We start from the raw sequence: 15,543 nt of genomic DNA, 5'->3' as shown, positions 1-15,543 counted from the left end.
GTTATTCTATAGTATACTTCATTTTAAGAAAATAAGGAAGACTCTTTCCTTTATATTTAGGAATGTTTAGGAAAGTTTTTTGTAATCCAGTCTTATTTTATCAGCAATCAAAGCTATAAATTCAGAATTTGTCGGTTTTCCTTTGCCGGTGCTAACCGTATAGCCGAACAAATCATTGATGGTATCCATCTTTCCTCTGCTCCATGCTACTTCTATGGCGTGGCGGATGGCACGTTCTACACGGCTTGGTGTGGTCTGATGTTTTTTCGCAATAGAGGGGTAGAGTATCTTGGTCACGGAGGTGAGCATCTCCTGATCCTGCACGGATATAACAATGGCATCCCGAAGGTACTGGTATCCTTTGATATGGGCAGGAATACCAATTTCATGGAGCATCTGGGTGACATCATTTTCTAAGTTCTGCTCCATATATTCAGTTTTATTGACATAAGGCTTCACCTTTTTCATTCCCTGCAGATTAGGGGCCTTTGTCTTTCTCTGTCCCACTCTTCGGACCTTATCGACGATAATTTCTTTGTTGAATGGTTTCATTATGTAATAATTTGCTCCCATACGGAACGCATCTTCGGTAATATTCTCGCTTCCTGCCGCAGTTACCATAATAAACGACGGAATCTTTGCAACAGAACCATTCCCCCGAACCCGTTCCATTACCGTTATTCCGTCCATCCTCGGCATAATTACATCCAATAAGACAACATCGGGATTTGTTTTGAGAATCATGTTATAAGCATCTTCGCCATTATCTGCTCTTCCTACAACATGAAAATCCTCCTCTCCTTCCAGTATATCATTCAGCAGATTTAATGTCTGCAGGTTATCATCCGCAATCGCAATACTGATTTCTGACATATTGATACTCTCCTCCTGATTCTTAGATATAAATAAAAACTAGTGTATAGCCATTATAATCTTGCCTCAGCTTTTGCCGCAATGTTATTCTATCGCATATTTCGACAAATAAGGCTGAACGCCACCGAATTTCTGAATTTTTCTATTTTCTTTCTATGTCGAACTAAGATAAAACCTTTTTGTATATAGCTTCGTTTTCATTCCTCCAATTTTTGACATGTTGAAATTTGATGTTCCTTGTCGGCAAAAACATTCGATCCTTTTTTAACCTCTGATTTCTATACTACCATATTCCACTTGCAAAGAAAAGTATCCGTCAAAAGAATCATGGATAAAATCACATGCATTCCATAAAAGCCTTAGAAAGAAAAGGACGGAATTGTAAACTCACTTACAATCCTGTCCTTTTCTTTCCATATTCCATTTAGTGATTCAGCATATTTTCGATGAAGATCCCGTAACCTCTTGTTGAATCCTGAATAAATACATGTGTTACTGCTCCGATGAGCTTCCCATCCTGGATAATGGGGCTTCCGGACATTCCCTGTACGATTCCTCCGGTCAGTGCCAGTAAATCCGGGTCTGTGACCTTTATAACCATACCCTTGCTTTTGTGGGTGGTGGAATAATCCACACGCTGTATTTCGATTTCATAATCCCGGATTTTTCCGGATACATCACTTCTTATATATGCCACGCCTTTTTTTACATCCTGGCGGTATCCGATGGGTATGGCATCCTGCTTCACACCTTGTTTAAAACGGTCATTCACCGTTCCGAATATTCCTTCTTCCGTATTGGCTGTAATGGTTCCAAGAGTAGAGCCTGGTCCGTAATAAATGATCCCGCTCATCACGCCCGGTTTGCCAAAGGTACCTTTTTCTATTCCCATAATGGCAGTTTCATACAAAGCACCCTCTGTGATCTGTACCACGTTGCCGGTATCACTGTCGCTGATGCCATGGCCCAGAGCACCAAACTGGCCATTCATATCCACATAAGTCATGGTACCGATTCCCTGGGTATCATCGCGTACCCATACACCAAGCTTATACGTACCATCTTCTGTTTCAATGGGGTTCATCTTCACATCAATGGTTTCTCCGTTTCTTCTGACTTTCAATACCGCTTCGGAGCCTCCGATCTTGTTCAGCTCATCCATCAGGGTCTCCTTATCTTTCAGAGGAGTGCCGTTGATGGCTTCGATGTAATCTCCGGACTGCAGGATGCCAAATGCCGGTTCTGCGGTCATGCCGTCCTTTTTTGTTACATCACCGGTACCGATGACCATCACGCCGTCGGATTTTAAGTAGATTCCAATGGGTGAACCGCAGGGAACGGCATATTTGGTATCTACTACATTCACCTGAATATCTTTTAACTGAATGAAACCAAACAGTTTTAGGCCCAGCTTATAGCTTCCCTGGTTTTTGGAATAAACAGAGAAGGGCTGGTTTAATTGCAGGTGGATCTGGTCGGAAGGGATGTTGGACCCATTGTTTAACACCACTTCCTCACTGTCCGAATGAAGGGTCACATCAAAAGGCATGGAGAAATGAAACTGTTCTTCTTCCTCTGCGACGATATTTAATTTGTCGGGAATCACCCGTTTCATATAGAACCAGGAAAATCCGATGCAAAAGATCAGGCTGATCCAGAACACCCTCACGATAAGCTTATGAATTTTGTTTTTACCCATCTCACATACCTCCTTAGAAGAATAAAGGAGACAACTTTTTGGCTCCTTTCATAGTATGTGAGGAATCGGTAAAAACACTCTGTCATATTTTAGTTGAATTCATTTAATTATGGGCATTATTTTTTTGTGCCGGCCAGCCGTTTCATCTCTCTGGCGTTCTCTCTGACGGCTTCCGTGATCTCTGCGCCGCCGAGAAGCCTTGCCAGTTCTTCCACCATCTCCCCATCGGAAAGCGTGCGTATGGTGGTGGTGGTTTTGCCGCCGTCTGATTTTTTTAAAATTTCATAATGGGCATCTGCCATGGCTGCGATCTGGGGCAGATGGGTGATCAAAATGACCTGATGGTTTTTCGCTATATAGGAAAGTTTTTCAGAAACCTTCTGAGCCGTCCGTCCGCTGATTCCCGTATCAATTTCATCGAAAATCAGAGTAGGGATGTCGTCGGAATCTGCAAGGACCGTTTTGATGGCCAGCATGATCCTGGACATCTCACCGCCGGAAGCGACTGCGCCTAACGGCTTTGGTGCTTCCCCAGGATTGGTGGAGATGACAAACTCCGCTTCATCATACCCGGCAGCCGTGTAATGATCCAGCTTTTTAAATTCCATAGAAAATTCTACATCAATAAAATTCAAATCTTTTAAACCGTCTTTGATTTTTTTCGTCAGCTCTTTTGCGGTTTCTTTTCTCATATAAGATAATTGTCCGCATAATCCGTCCAGTTTATCCTCGATTTCCTGGATTTCCTTCTCTGTCTTCTGTTTTAATGTATCATAATCCTCCAGTTCACTGAGCCGGTTCCGTTTTTCTTCCAGATTTGCAAAAATCTGTTCCAAGCTCTTGCCGTACTTGGCTTCCAGGTTATGGATCAGATCAAGTCTTTCCTCCAGCTGCCTGTATTCTTCTTCATCAAATGACATATCATCCATATAAGAAGCGATCTCATGGTTGATATCATTTAAAATAGAATCCGCATCAAAAAGCTGGTCTCTTATTACAGAGATCCTTTCATCATAGGAAGCAACGGATTCAATTTCCTTTAACGCTCGTCCGATCAGGTCCGTATTGACCGCAGTGTAGGCAGAGGACAAACTTTCAGTTATTTTTTTTCCATGAAGATAACGGCGGTATCTGGAGGAAAGTTCTTCCTCCTCGCCTTCTTTTAACTGGGCATTCTCGATTTCTTCAATCTCGTAGCGGATAAAGTCCATTTCCCTGAGTCTGGTCTCTTCATCAAGAGCGAAGGATGAAAGACGTTCCTTTAACTGGTTATATTCCCGGTAAGTGCTCGCAATATTCTCTTTTAGGTCATGGGACTTTTTTTCCTGATAGCGGTCCAGGATTTCAAGATGTTTTGATTTGTAGAGTAAAGACTGGTGTTCATGCTGTCCATGGATATCAATGAGAAGGCCGGTGATATCCCGCAGCTTTCCTGCAGTCACCGTTTCATCGTTAATTTTGCTGAGACTTCTTGAGGGCATGATTTTTTTTGAAATGATTACCGTTCCGTCCCCGTCCGGCTGGACATCATATTCCTTTAACAGACGGAGCTTCTCCGGGTCGCTGACCGTAAAGATCAGCTCAATATAGGCATAATCTGCCCCTTTTCTGATGATATCTTTGGGTACCTTGCCGCCAAGGGCAATGGTGACCGAGCCGATGATTATGGACTTTCCGGCTCCTGTTTCTCCGGTCAGGACATTCAATCCTTCTTTAAACTCCACATCGGCTTTTTCGATCAGGGCTAAATTTTTTACGTGTAATTCTGAAAGCATGGTGCGCCTCCTTTATCCCGTAATGAGTTTTTTTAGTTTTTCCATCATAAGTATGGTATCATCTGTAGTCCGTATGGCACACATAATGGTATCATCTCCTGCAATACAGCCCACCATCTCATTAAAATGAAGGGCATCCAGAGCTGCAGCCACCGCCATAGCCATGCCGGAAACAGTCTTAATGACCAGAATGTTTTGAGCCATATCCATTGATAAATAGCCATCCTTTAAAATCCGTATGTATTTATCACTGAAAGAGCCTTGGCTTTGAAGCACCATGTAGCGCTGTTTTCCCGATTCAGCCGGAACCTTAGTCAATTTCAGTTCCCTGATGTCTCTGGATACGGTAGCCTGGGTGACTGCAAAACCGGCCTTATTCAAATAATCTGCCAGCTCTTCCTGGGTTTCGATCTCAAATTTTCCGATGAGTTCCACAATTTTGCTGTGTCGTTCCAGTTTCATTATGATTCCTCCTTATATACCGGTCATTTTATTGCGCAGGTTATCCAAAAATGATATGTTTTTCAGCTTCACCAAAATGGTTTTTATCTCGGACCGTCCGATCTCAATGATATCGCCTGGATATAACCTGATTTGTGTATCTCCGTCAAACACCGCTGCCTGGCATATCTCATCCTGCCCCAACATCTCCACCTGTATGCAGTCATCGGAGGACAGCACAATGCTTCTGGTTCCTAATACGTGGGAGCAGATGGGAGTCAGTGCCACCATCTTTGAATCCGGCACAAGAATAGGACCTCCGGCAGAGAGATTGTATGCGGTAGAACCGGTAGGTGTTGCAGCGATGAGTCCGTCTGCGCGATACTCATTAAAGTATTCTCCGTTTACATAAACTTTGAATTTAAGTACTTTTAAATGCTCGTTTCGGATGATGACGATTTCATTTAAAGCAATGTCACAAAAGATAGGTTCTCCCCTCCGGAGGACGGTTCCATCAAGCATCATCCGCTCCTCCAGCTTATAATCTCCGGATATCAGGGCGGAAAGTGCCTGGTCCATCTCTTCCGAGCGGGATATCTGTGTCAAGTAGCCTAAAGTACCACGGTTGATCCCCAGTATGGGGATATTGCGGCCTGCTAAGTCTCTGGCGGCCTGGATTAAGGTGCCGTCACCTCCAAGAGTGATGATGCAATCTGTATTTTCGGGAACCACGGAGGAATCCGTATAGTGGCTGCCCGGCTGGTTTTCTTTTTTATCGCTCTTTCCGATGACACAATCGGCCCCGTGACCGGCCAGATACCGGCAAATCGCTTCGGAAGTTTCTCTGGCACCTTCTTTATCCGGATTCATGACTACATAAAAATGTCTCATAATATAACTCCTTACCTGCCTTCACTCAGCTTGGCATGAGCCTCACTCACGATCCGTTTTGGATCTACGAATATTTCCGGCCGTTCTTCGTCTGACCGGCAGTTTTTTAAATGAAGTAAATATTCAATATTTCCTTCCGGTCCCTTAATGGGGGAATATTCCAGATGAAGCACTGAAAATCCAAGGTCAGACGCATGGGAAATCACCGCTTCAATGACCTCTAAGTGAACGGATTTTTCTCTGACAACGCCCTTTTTTCCAACCTTTTCCCGTCCTGCTTCAAACTGGGGCTTGATCAGGCAGACCACCTCTCCATCTTCCGTAAGCAGATTTTTCACGGGTCCCAGTACTTTTGATAAGGAAATAAAGGAAACATCAATGGAGGAAAAAGCGATCTTATCTCCAATGTCCTCCGGCGTCACATACCGGATGTTAGTCTTTTCCATGCAGACCACCCGCTCATCTTCCCGGAGTTTCCAGGCAAGCTGGCCATGGCCCACATCCACTGCGTACACCTTTACAGCACCGTTTTGCAGCATGCAGTCGGTAAATCCACCGGTGGATGAGCCTACATCCATGCAGACCTTTCCTTCCAGAGTCACGTCAAAATGAGTCATGGCTTTTTCTAATTTTAAGCCGCCGCGGCTTACATACTTTAACGTATTTCCTCTCACTTCAATGACAGAAGTATCTGCAAAAGAAGTCCCTGCTTTGTCTTCTTTTTCCCCGTCAACGTATACGATTCCGGACATGATGATGGCTTTGGCCTTTTCTCTGGACTCTGCCAGCCCCTGCTTTACTAAAAGCACATCTAGTCGTTCTTTCATTCCTTACTCTCTTCCATGCTTTGTCTTTGTGATTTTTTCCATTCTGCATTCTGGCGTTCCAGATCCAGATATTCCTTTTTCATGCGCCAGATTACAGAATCGCTGTCAATCCCCAGCCCTTTTCTTAAAAGAGATACGTTGCCGTGTTCCACATAGGAGTCCGGCAAAGCGATATTTATAACTTTTACCTGGGGATAATGCTCGTGAATATAGTTTGTGATTGCAAGGCCATAGCCTCCCTGAAGAACGTTCTCTTCCATGGTGACGATGAGCCAGTGATTTTTTGCCAGGCGATCCACCAGTTCCTGATCAAAGGGCTTGATAAACCGGCCATTGGCCAGAGTACAGTTCCAGCCCTCCGCCTTCAGCTTCTGCCTTACGTGTTCTCCCGTACTCACCATACTTCCGACGGCCAAAAGGGCGATGTCTTTTTCTTCATAGATCATCTCTCCCTTTCCATGCCGGATGGGAGCACGGAATTCTTTTAACCCCTGATAAGCCTCTCCTCGGGGATAGCGTACTGCAATGGGACCGCCATAGGACATGGCATACTCCATTCCATCAATCAGCTCCCATAAGTTCTTGGGTGCAAACACACTCATATTGGGAATGGCGGATAAAAAGGAATAATCAAAGATGCCCTGATGGGTCTCTCCATCACTTCCCACCAGACCGGCCCGGTCTACCGCAAAAACGACGGGCAGATTCTGGATGCAGACATCATGGAGTACCTGGTCAAATCCACGCTGTAAGAAGGAGGAATACACCGCCACAACGGGCTTGAGACCTCCGGCTGCCATTCCTGCCGCAGACGTGACCGCATGCTGTTCTGCGATTCCCACATCAAAAAAGCGGTCCGGGTACTTTTGGGAAAAACGCTTTAAGCCGGTTCCGTCAGGCATGGCCGCGGTTACCGCCACAATCTTTTTATCGGTCTTAGCCAGGCGGCAGATGGTTTTGGAAAACACATCGGTATAGCTGGGGTTCTTCTTAGCCTTTTTGGGTTCTCCTGTCAGAATGTCAAAGGGTTCCACTCCATGAAATCTGGATGGATTTTTCTCCGCCGGAGCATATCCTTTTCCCTTCTTTGTGATCACATGAACCAGAACCGTATGATCTAATTTCTTGGCTTCCCGCAACGCTCTGGAAAGTGCCTTTACATTATGGCCGTCCACCGGACCCAAATAAGTGATCCCCATGTTCTCAAAGAGCATTCCGGGGATCAAGAGCTGCTTGATGCCGTTCTTTGTCCGGCTGATCTTTTCAATGAGGGAATCTCCCACAACAGGGATTCTGGAAAGCACATTGGTGACGTACTTTTTCAGATCCAGGTATCCGGCTCCGGTACGGATGCCGCTTAAATAAGCGGACATTCCTCCCACATTCTCAGAGATGGACATATTATTATCATTGAGTATGATTATAAAATTCCGTTCCATTCTCGCCGCATTATTCAAAGCCTCATAAGCCATACCGCCGGTGAGCGCACCGTCTCCGATGACGGAAACTACATAATGGTCCTGCCCCAGCACATCTCTTGCCTGGGCAAGGCCAAGGCCGGCGGATATCGATGTAGAGCTGTGTCCCGTATTAAAGGCGTCACAGGGGCTTTCTTCCCTTTTGGGAAAGCCGCTCATGCCTCCGAACTGGCGAAGCTCATTAAATGCCGCCTTTCTCCCGCTCAATATCTTATGGGTATAGGACTGATGGCCCACATCCCAGACGACCTTATCCTTGGGAAGATCAAAAGCCAGATAAATGGCGATGGTCAGTTCCACCACGCCTAAATTGGAAGCCAGATGACCTCCAATATTGCTTATCTTTTCCAATAAAAAATCCCGGATTTCCTGGCTTAGGATATCAAGCTCCTGCTTATCCAGTTTTTTAATGTCTTCTGGTCCGTTTATTAATTCCAATATCATATTCTAATCAGATCCTTTATCTTTTCCGGTTCACCAGCATACGGATCAATTCTTCCAGAAATTCATTGGTTCCCGGAAGTTCTTGAAGACAGGCTACTGCCTCTTCCGACATGATCTCCACATCCTGCTTTGCCTTTGTCATGCCATGTAATGACACGTAGGTGGTTTTATGGTTCTTTTCATCGCTTAAAACCGGTTTCCCAAGAACTTCGTCACTGCTGGTCAGATCGAGGATATCATCCTGGATCTGAAAAGCCATGCCAACCAGCAAAGCCATCTTTTCCACCAATTTTAACTGTTCTTCCTCTGCCCCCCCTAAGATCGCTCCAATCATCATGGAGGCCTCTAAAAGGGCACCTGTTTTCAAGCGGTAAATAAAGTCCAGTTTTTCCTCGGGAATGGGCTTTCCTGCAAGTTCCACATCAACGGTCTGTCCGCCAATCATACCAAAAATACCTGTCTTTTCTGCCAGAAGCCCCATACAGCGGGCAACCCTGTCCGGCCGATCCGTCAGGGAAAGGGCTTTTGCTGCCGTTTCCATGGCATAAATCAAAAGGCCGTCTCCAGCCAGAACCGCCATATCATACCCGAACTTGACCCATGCCGTGGGAAGTCCCCGGCGCAGGGTGTCATTATCCATGCAGGGAAGGTCATCGTGGATGAGAGAGGAGGTGTGGATCATCTCGATTGCAGCCATAAACGGCTCAATCTCTTTCCCTTTTCCACCAAACAAGCGGTAGGTTTCTTCCATCAGCATGGGGCGGAGTCTCTTTCCGCCCGCACGGACACTGTAATCCATTGCCTCCAGCACTGTTTTCTGATACCCGTCCACCGAGGGCATGTATGCTTCCACTACCTGCCGGACTTCTTGTGTCCGGGCAGATAACATCTCTTTAAAGTTCACGATCTTCACCATTTTCCTCTAATACGATTATCTTTTTTTCAACTTTATCTATTTTTTCATTGCAGGACTTGACAAGCTTCATGCCTGTCTCATAATACTGGAAGGATTCCTCCAAGGAGCTTTCTCCGCTTTCCAGCTTTTTGATCAGCTCTTCCAGTTCTGAAAATGTCTCTTCAATGGTCTTTTCTTTTTTTGCTGCCATGACCGGCCTCCTTATTTACTTTCCAAACTGCCGTCTTTGGGCGCTTTTTCTGGCGTGATTCGGGAAACCACAGCCTCCATGCTGCCATCCCGGACTCTCAATCGGACGTTGTCTCCGGCTTTCACCTGTTTGACGGAGTCAACCCTCCGCCCCTTTTCATCGGTTACAAATCCATATCCGCCGCCGATTTTCTTTAAGGGAGACTGGGCTTCCAAGCGGCTGGTAAACAGCTCCAGCCTGTGCCTGTCCCGAACTGCCTGCTTTTCTATGAGGTTTTTAAGACGGAGAGCCAATTCTGCCGCCTCTGCCTTATCTCTCGCTGTCTTTGCAAGCATCAGTGTGTGAAGCTTCACTTCCATATCGGAAAGCCTCTGCCGGTTCTCCCTAATGGTCCGTCCGGGATCAAAATATTTAAGCTTCAGCCCATACTGGTTTGCATGGTACCGGCAGCGTTCTATCTTTCGCTCCATGGTCTTACTTAATGTGTTTCGGTAAAGCTGTATCTGTTCTTCAAACAGTCTGTAATCAAATACGGCCAGCTCTGCTGCTGCAGAGGGCGTTGGCGCACGCATGTCCGCCACATAATCCGCAATGGTCACATCGGTTTCATGGCCCACTGCAGAAATTACAGGAGTGGAACACTGAAAAATGGCTCTTGCCACGGTTTCTTCATTAAATGCCCATAAATCTTCAATGGAACCTCCGCCTCTTCCTACGATGAGAACGTCTAACCCCATCTGATCCAGGGTCCCGATTCCTTTTGCTATGCTCTCCTTTGCACTCTCTCCCTGCACCAGAGCCGGGTAGAGATATAACTGCACGTAAGGATTTCTCCTTGCGGAAATATTCATGATATCCCGGATTGCAGCCCCTGTGGGAGCCGTCACAATCCCTATGGTCTTTGCATACCTGGGAATTGGCTTTTTATATTCAGGGGAAAACATCCCCATCTCTTCCAATTCATTGCGCAGTTTCTGAAACCGCTCAAACAAATCCCCAAGTCCTTCCCTCTTAATCTCCTGGGCATAGAGCTGGTAGCGTCCATCCCGCTCATATACCTCCACACTCCCTTTCACTACCACCTGCTGGCCCTCTTCCATTTGGAAAGAAAGCCCTTTCCGGTATCCGGCAAACATGACTGCGGCGATGGAAGACGTTCCATCCTTTAAAGTAAAGTAAATGTGGCCGGAGGTGTGGTACTTGCAATTGGAGACTTCCCCTTTTACGGAGATCCGGTTTAAGGCAAAATCCTGGGCAAACATATTCTTGATGTAAGCGTTGACCTGGGAAACGGAATAAGCGCCGGCCATATTACACCAGCTTTGCCAGGACTCCGTTAATAAATGCCGGAGCTTCGTTCCCGCCGTACTTTTTTGCCAGTTCCACAGCCTCATTGATGGCTACTTTTTCCGGTACGTCTTCATCAAACAAAATCTCATAAAGAGCAAGACGGAGGATCGTAAGTTCGGCTCTGCCCATACGCTTTGTCTTCCAGCCTTCTGCCACCTCATTGATCTTTAGATCCAGTTCCGGGATCTTTCCCATGACAGCTTCTGCTTTTTCTTTTAACTGGCCGGCATTCTCACCGCTCATAGCCACATCGTGGATGATCTCCTCTACCCCTTCTGTGTTTATGTCATACTCCATTGGTTCCTCAAAATATTGGATAAGCTGTTCTTCCTTTTCTTCCGCCGGATGGAAATCCGCACAAAAAAGCAGCTTAAAGCAGTGTTCACGCATTTTACTTCTGGTCATTTACCATGGTCCTCCTGTTGGTAATTTTTCTGGACGTTTGGAATTATTATACCTTAATGGGGATTTTTATACAACTTAATTTTTAAGATGCCTCCAACTGGCTTTTCCATACGCTTCTTCTTTCAGTTGTCATAAAAAGTTGACTGCATACTGATTTTTTCCCTTTCTCTTTGCCTGATACAATGCCACATCTGCCCTTTTCAATATGGCATCGTAATCAGTTTCATGTTCTCCTACCAGTGTGATTCCGATGCTGGCATGGATATTCCCGGACACATTGAATGCGCTGAGAATCTTTCCGGCAATGGCTTCTGGCTGCTTTCTGCCTCTCATTCCATACAGCCAGATGCAGAATTCATCACCGCCGAACCGGACGATTACATCCTCATGTCTGGTGCATGCACTTAATATCTGGCCCACTTCTATCAGAACAAGATCCCCTTTGTGATGTCCAAAGGTGTCGTTGATTTTTTTAAAATCATCAATATCCAAAAACATACACGCGTAGAACCGGTTATTTCCCACACCTCTTAATCCCTGGGCTACCAGCCTTCCTGCAGTCTCCCTGGTATAAACGCCTGTCAGATAATCCTTTTGCACCCGCTTTTCTTCTATCTGGCGCCAATGCAGAATACAAAAAATCAGCAAAACGGCACATACAAGCATGACGGTGGAACTGGTGATAAAGCCTATGGTCAGCTCACGGATCCGGTGCAGCATACTCTCGTATCCTTCGATCTCCACAAGGGATGCCACCATCCAGTCTTCTATTCCGGAAGGCTGGAAATACAAAAGCCGTTTGTTGTTGTTTTCATAGTAAACCAGGTATCCGGCCTGTCCGCTTTCCACCAGCTTCCGCATTTTTTCAAGAGACTGTCCATCCCGGTATTCCATGTTCTTTAACTGTTCAAAAATGGTACCGTACTGGTCCATGCCAGGGTTTGAAGCCAACAGTTCCCCGGATTGTGTAAAAATAAGATTCATACCATAGGGACTGAGCCGGACGTTGTTTAAATATGACTCAAGCTCTGTTACCGTATATTCCATTAAGGCTGCTCCCTTAACCTGTCCCTCTCTGATGATGGGGACCGCCAATACGATTCCGTCCTGTCCTTCAAATTCACCGGGAAACAGCCTGGAAACATTTTCTTTTCCCTCCAATACCTTCTGGTAATAGGTATGGTCAGAAATGTTCCTGGATTTATGATTCCCATAATAAATAGTTCCATTTAAATCAGCCAAGGCGACCCTGGAGCCTTTCTTGTTGTAATCCTCCGCAAGCTCTCCCCAGGTTTCAGCCCCTGAACCATCGGGCAGATCACAGTATGCGGCAAACAATTCCAGCCATTCAAGCTTTGCCTCTGTCAGGCCCTGCAAATAGCTTAAAACTTTATCATTCTCCTGCTTCAAATCACGGTATGTCTGGTTTAACAGGCTGGTTTCCACTTCTTTAAAATAATAAAGATTCAATCCCCAAATCCCTACGATAACCGCAAGCATCAACCCAAGCACCCCCATCACCCATTTTGGATGATTCTTATCCCTGTGATCGATCATAGTAAAAACACCTGTCCTTAACATCCTGTCCTAATGCTTATGGTTCATTATAAATCCTGTCCAAGTTCATTACAAGATAAAATTTCTTACGCAAACCAAAAGAAAAACGGGGGCAAGGACCATTCACAGGTCCACCCCCGCTATAGACTTTTCCATCTATTTGTTTTCTTCCAACGCGACACCGGCGATCCGGATATTCACATCCATAACCGTAAGACCGGTCATGTTCTCGATTGCAGCCTGCACTTTTTCCTGAACCTTCTCACTGACGGAAGGTATGCTGTAACCGTATTTGATGTTTAAAGACAGTTCCACCGAAACATGTTCTTCCGTCAGTTCCACCTTAACGCCTTTGGATAAGTTTTTCATGCCAAGCTTTGCCACCAGTTCATTGGTGATGTTGCCCGCCATGGAATCTACGCCTTCTACTTCGGTTGCAGCAAGACCTGCGATGATCGCTACCACATCGTCTGCGATCTGCACTTCGCCGATTTTATCTTTTTCATATACTTTGTGAGTATTTCTGCTTTCCAATTCTGCCACAGCAATTTCCTCCTGTACTTAAAATTTCTGGGTTATGGAAATATTATAGCAAAATTGTCAGTCATTTGCAAAGGCTTTTTATTCTTCCAGTTTCATAAGAGTAATGACGATATTTTCAGCGCCGACTTCGGCTTTTCTCTTTACGATGTCCTCAATCTGGGCACGCTGCGGGTCTGTGATGCTGGAGGCATTGATGACAACATCTACTTTTCCGTTTGAAATGCTGACGACTGGATCTGCAAAGCCTTTGGCAAGCAGAAGGGTTTCTGCTGCGCTTTCTTTTTCGGAAATGGCCGTCATATCAATCATTTCCTGGATGGCCTGCTGTTTTGCTGATTCTTCAATGTTTGGATTGTTGATCAGGTTCATTAAAGTCTCTTTGTTTCTGGCCCTGACCTGCTCTCTGTTTAACTGGACGCTTGATATGTAATCAGTCACATTCATTCCGCTTGTAAGAACAGCCTCTCCTGGGTTATCAAGACCGGTATCTGCTGCCTGAGTTTCCCCTTCTGCAAGCTGAGGTGCTGCCTGTGTCTCACCTGCTGCGAGGCTTTCTGCGGCTGCTTCAGTATTTGCTGCTGCCTGGTTTGCTGCTGCCTGATCATCTGCTGCGCTTTCTGCAGCGGCCAGTTTATCAATATCCGAAGCGTCCTGATCCAGGCTTGCGATATCCTGACTTGCATCACTGCCGTCAAGGGCTTTATTTTCTGCTAAGACATCTTCTTCGGATATATCAGTCAGTCCTGCTTCATATACATCTTTTTCCGAAGAGACCTCCTGTTTTCCTGCATAATTCAAATATCCTGCTGCAGCAATCATAACGGCCAGCGTGGTAATGATAATCTGGTTTCTCCGAAACAGTTTCTTCATATCCATTTTCTTTGGGGTTTTCGGGACATTTGGTTCATTGCTTGTTTTCCAACTTCTCATACCTGACACTCCTTTTTATTCCACCCTCTTTAATACTTTTATTTTATGTGGGGGCAGGTTAAATAATGCTTCCATGGCACTGGAAATTTCAGCTTTTACCGTAGGACTGCCTCCGCCCTGGGCACTGATGATGATTCCTTCGATTTCCGGACTTATCTCTTTCTCCACAATTGGAGAGGTATTTTCTCCTGAACCGGTTAAAATAGTGCTTTCCTGCTGCTCTTTGCTGGTTATTTTTCTTGTCCCTCCGGAACTGTCTTTTTCATCCGTTGAAGAATCCGATGTGTTTTTATCCACCCTCAAAACTTTTTCCTTTGAGGATTTCAGCACAATCATCACCTCCACCTGTCCGACTCCATCTACGGTTTTCAGGATCTTTTTCACCCGCGCTTCCATCTGTTCCTCATACGTTCTGTCTGCTCCTGCAGCCACAGCCGCCACCTGGTCTGCATTCTCTGTGACAAGCCCTTTCTGCAGTTCTGTCTGGCCTTTGCTTTCTGCTGGCTTTCCTTCTTTCAGGACCATACCTGAGCCGGAGGGAATTGTAAGGATCAGGATAATCATTCCGACCGCCAGCAGGATCAGCCATTTATCCTTTCCCATCTTCCACTTGAATTTCAATTTCCTGTTCCTCCAAATCATAATATTCCGCAATTTTCCTTCTAAGACCTGATAACCGAGAATTTTCTTCCTGTCTCTTCTGATTTCCGTTATCCGGCCTGGGGGGAGTGATTTTTATGGGAGCAATTTCTTTTACCTCGGAAACGGTTTGCTCCTTTGTTTCTTCTTTTTCCGGTGTCAGCACCAGGAATACCCCCACCACATGACCAAAGCGGCTGCTTTCCTGATCCTGGTTGATCTCTGCTTTTGATTCCCTGCAAAAAAAGCCTGAGGACTCTGCCATGGATTTTAAATCCTCTGAAATGGCTGTTTCATACTGGGTGATCATCTTGTTCAGCCTTTGTCCTTCCATTTTAGAGATTTCTCCTGTCAGTTCTCCCGCCTCCTTCTTTAAGCTGATGGCTTCAAAGTAATACGCCAGAGTATCATCAAGCCTCAAGCCTCCTGTAATGGGTTTTAAAACCAGGAGGATCAGGACCATGCCTGCAAAAAAACGGATGTATTTCTCATATTTCTTATTGGGCAGAAGGTTTGTTACAACCGTAATGAATATCAGATAGTAAGTAATACTTCGTATCCAATCAAATAATTGTTCCATTTCAC

Annotated in this window: 16 protein-coding genes; all 16 read right to left on the bottom strand. The window is 45.5% G+C overall.

The window, feature by feature from the left end; all coding sequences use genetic code 11:
* Positions 1-66: 66 nt before the first annotated feature.
* Positions 67-873 carry a sporulation transcription factor Spo0A gene (gene spo0A / locus VIG27_RS03990; protein WP_394525393.1) on the bottom strand — a complete coding sequence of 269 codons (807 nt, stop codon included), beginning with the start codon at positions 871-873 and terminating at the stop codon, positions 67-69.
* Positions 874-1,297: 424 nt separating this feature from the next.
* Positions 1,298-2,572 (bottom strand): SpoIVB peptidase, encoded by a 1,275-nt coding sequence (gene spoIVB / locus VIG27_RS03985; protein WP_394525392.1) that lies wholly within the window; start codon positions 2,570-2,572, stop codon positions 1,298-1,300.
* A 116-nt stretch (positions 2,573-2,688) separates the two neighbouring features.
* A complete protein-coding gene (gene recN, locus VIG27_RS03980) occupies positions 2,689-4,347 on the bottom strand; it encodes a DNA repair protein RecN (protein WP_394525391.1) in 1,659 nt (552 codons plus the stop codon).
* 12 nt (positions 4,348-4,359) lie between these two features.
* Complete coding sequence (gene argR, locus VIG27_RS03975) at positions 4,360-4,809, bottom strand: arginine repressor (RefSeq protein ID WP_394525389.1); 450 nt, start codon at positions 4,807-4,809, stop codon at positions 4,360-4,362.
* A 12-nt stretch (positions 4,810-4,821) separates the two neighbouring features.
* Positions 4,822-5,679, bottom strand: a complete 858-nt coding sequence (locus VIG27_RS03970) for an NAD(+)/NADH kinase (protein ID WP_394525385.1) — start codon at positions 5,677-5,679, stop codon at positions 4,822-4,824.
* Between the two features lie 11 nt (positions 5,680-5,690).
* A complete protein-coding gene (locus VIG27_RS03965; RefSeq protein ID WP_394525383.1) occupies positions 5,691-6,506 on the bottom strand; it encodes a TlyA family RNA methyltransferase in 816 nt (271 codons plus the stop codon).
* A complete protein-coding gene (gene dxs, locus VIG27_RS03960; RefSeq protein WP_394525382.1) occupies positions 6,503-8,428 on the bottom strand; it encodes a 1-deoxy-D-xylulose-5-phosphate synthase in 1,926 nt (641 codons plus the stop codon). Before dxs ends, VIG27_RS03965 begins: the two co-directional genes overlap by 4 nt.
* Before the next feature lie 16 nt (positions 8,429-8,444).
* A complete protein-coding gene (locus tag VIG27_RS03955) occupies positions 8,445-9,344 on the bottom strand; it encodes a polyprenyl synthetase family protein (RefSeq protein WP_394525380.1) in 900 nt (299 codons plus the stop codon).
* Positions 9,322-9,534, bottom strand: a complete 213-nt coding sequence (gene xseB / locus VIG27_RS03950; protein ID WP_394525378.1) for an exodeoxyribonuclease VII small subunit — start codon at positions 9,532-9,534, stop codon at positions 9,322-9,324. Before xseB ends, VIG27_RS03955 begins: the two co-directional genes overlap by 23 nt.
* Before the next feature lie 11 nt (positions 9,535-9,545).
* Positions 9,546-10,844: an exodeoxyribonuclease VII large subunit gene (xseA, locus tag VIG27_RS03945; RefSeq protein ID WP_394525377.1), complete on the bottom strand. Its 1,299-nt coding sequence runs from the start codon at positions 10,842-10,844 to the stop codon at positions 9,546-9,548.
* A 1-nt stretch (position 10,845) separates the two neighbouring features.
* Positions 10,846-11,289 (bottom strand): transcription antitermination factor NusB, encoded by a 444-nt coding sequence (gene nusB, locus VIG27_RS03940; protein ID WP_394525375.1) that lies wholly within the window; start codon positions 11,287-11,289, stop codon positions 10,846-10,848.
* A 129-nt stretch (positions 11,290-11,418) separates the two neighbouring features.
* Positions 11,419-12,846, bottom strand: a complete 1,428-nt coding sequence (locus VIG27_RS03935) for a sensor domain-containing diguanylate cyclase (protein WP_394525372.1) — start codon at positions 12,844-12,846, stop codon at positions 11,419-11,421.
* Between the two features lie 156 nt (positions 12,847-13,002).
* Complete coding sequence (locus VIG27_RS03930; protein WP_394525371.1) at positions 13,003-13,389, bottom strand: Asp23/Gls24 family envelope stress response protein; 387 nt, start codon at positions 13,387-13,389, stop codon at positions 13,003-13,005.
* Between the two features lie 78 nt (positions 13,390-13,467).
* Positions 13,468-14,319, bottom strand: a complete 852-nt coding sequence (locus VIG27_RS03925) for a SpoIIIAH-like family protein (protein WP_394525369.1) — start codon at positions 14,317-14,319, stop codon at positions 13,468-13,470.
* A gap of 15 nt (positions 14,320-14,334) precedes the next feature.
* Positions 14,335-14,961, bottom strand: coding sequence for a stage III sporulation protein AG (locus VIG27_RS03920; protein WP_394525367.1), 627 nt, complete (start codon positions 14,959-14,961; stop codon positions 14,335-14,337).
* The gene (locus VIG27_RS03915) at positions 14,909-15,538 is read right to left on the bottom strand and encodes a stage III sporulation protein AF (RefSeq protein ID WP_394525366.1); all 630 of its coding nucleotides are present in this window, start codon (positions 15,536-15,538) and stop codon (positions 14,909-14,911) included. Before VIG27_RS03915 ends, VIG27_RS03920 begins: the two co-directional genes overlap by 53 nt.
* Positions 15,539-15,543: the final 5 nt, after the last annotated feature.

Source organism: Lacrimispora sinapis (genome assembly GCF_043633585.1).
Lineage (GTDB): Bacteria > Bacillota > Clostridia > Lachnospirales > Lachnospiraceae > Lacrimispora > Lacrimispora sinapis.
This window is presented reverse-complemented; position numbering and strand designations above follow the sequence as displayed.

Bases quoted from the DNA above. Each gene is read 5' to 3' on its own strand.
- VIG27_RS03955 (WP_394525380.1), bottom strand. From the start codon at position 9,344: ATGGTGAAGATCGTGAACTTTAAAGAGATGTTATCTGCCCGGACACAA.
- VIG27_RS03970 (WP_394525385.1), bottom strand. From the start codon at position 5,679: ATGAGACATTTTTATGTAGTCATGAATCCGGATAAAGAAGGTGCCAGA.
- VIG27_RS03925 (WP_394525369.1), bottom strand. From the start codon at position 14,319: ATGAGAAGTTGGAAAACAAGCAATGAACCAAATGTCCCGAAAACCCCA.
- argR (WP_394525389.1), bottom strand. From the start codon at position 4,809: ATGAAACTGGAACGACACAGCAAAATTGTGGAACTCATCGGAAAATTT.
- spo0A (WP_394525393.1), bottom strand. From the start codon at position 873: ATGTCAGAAATCAGTATTGCGATTGCGGATGATAACCTGCAGACATTA.
- xseB (WP_394525378.1), bottom strand. From the start codon at position 9,534: ATGGCAGCAAAAAAAGAAAAGACCATTGAAGAGACATTTTCAGAACTG.
- VIG27_RS03920 (WP_394525367.1), bottom strand. From the start codon at position 14,961: ATGATTTGGAGGAACAGGAAATTGAAATTCAAGTGGAAGATGGGAAAG.
- recN (WP_394525391.1), bottom strand. From the start codon at position 4,347: ATGCTTTCAGAATTACACGTAAAAAATTTAGCCCTGATCGAAAAAGCC.
- VIG27_RS03915 (WP_394525366.1), bottom strand. From the start codon at position 15,538: ATGGAACAATTATTTGATTGGATACGAAGTATTACTTACTATCTGATA.
- nusB (WP_394525375.1), bottom strand. From the start codon at position 11,289: ATGACCAGAAGTAAAATGCGTGAACACTGCTTTAAGCTGCTTTTTTGT.
- spoIVB (WP_394525392.1), bottom strand. From the start codon at position 2,572: ATGGGTAAAAACAAAATTCATAAGCTTATCGTGAGGGTGTTCTGGATC.
- dxs (WP_394525382.1), bottom strand. From the start codon at position 8,428: ATGATATTGGAATTAATAAACGGACCAGAAGACATTAAAAAACTGGAT.
- xseA (WP_394525377.1), bottom strand. From the start codon at position 10,844: ATGGCCGGCGCTTATTCCGTTTCCCAGGTCAACGCTTACATCAAGAAT.
- VIG27_RS03965 (WP_394525383.1), bottom strand. From the start codon at position 6,506: ATGAAAGAACGACTAGATGTGCTTTTAGTAAAGCAGGGGCTGGCAGAG.
- VIG27_RS03935 (WP_394525372.1), bottom strand. From the start codon at position 12,846: ATGATCGATCACAGGGATAAGAATCATCCAAAATGGGTGATGGGGGTG.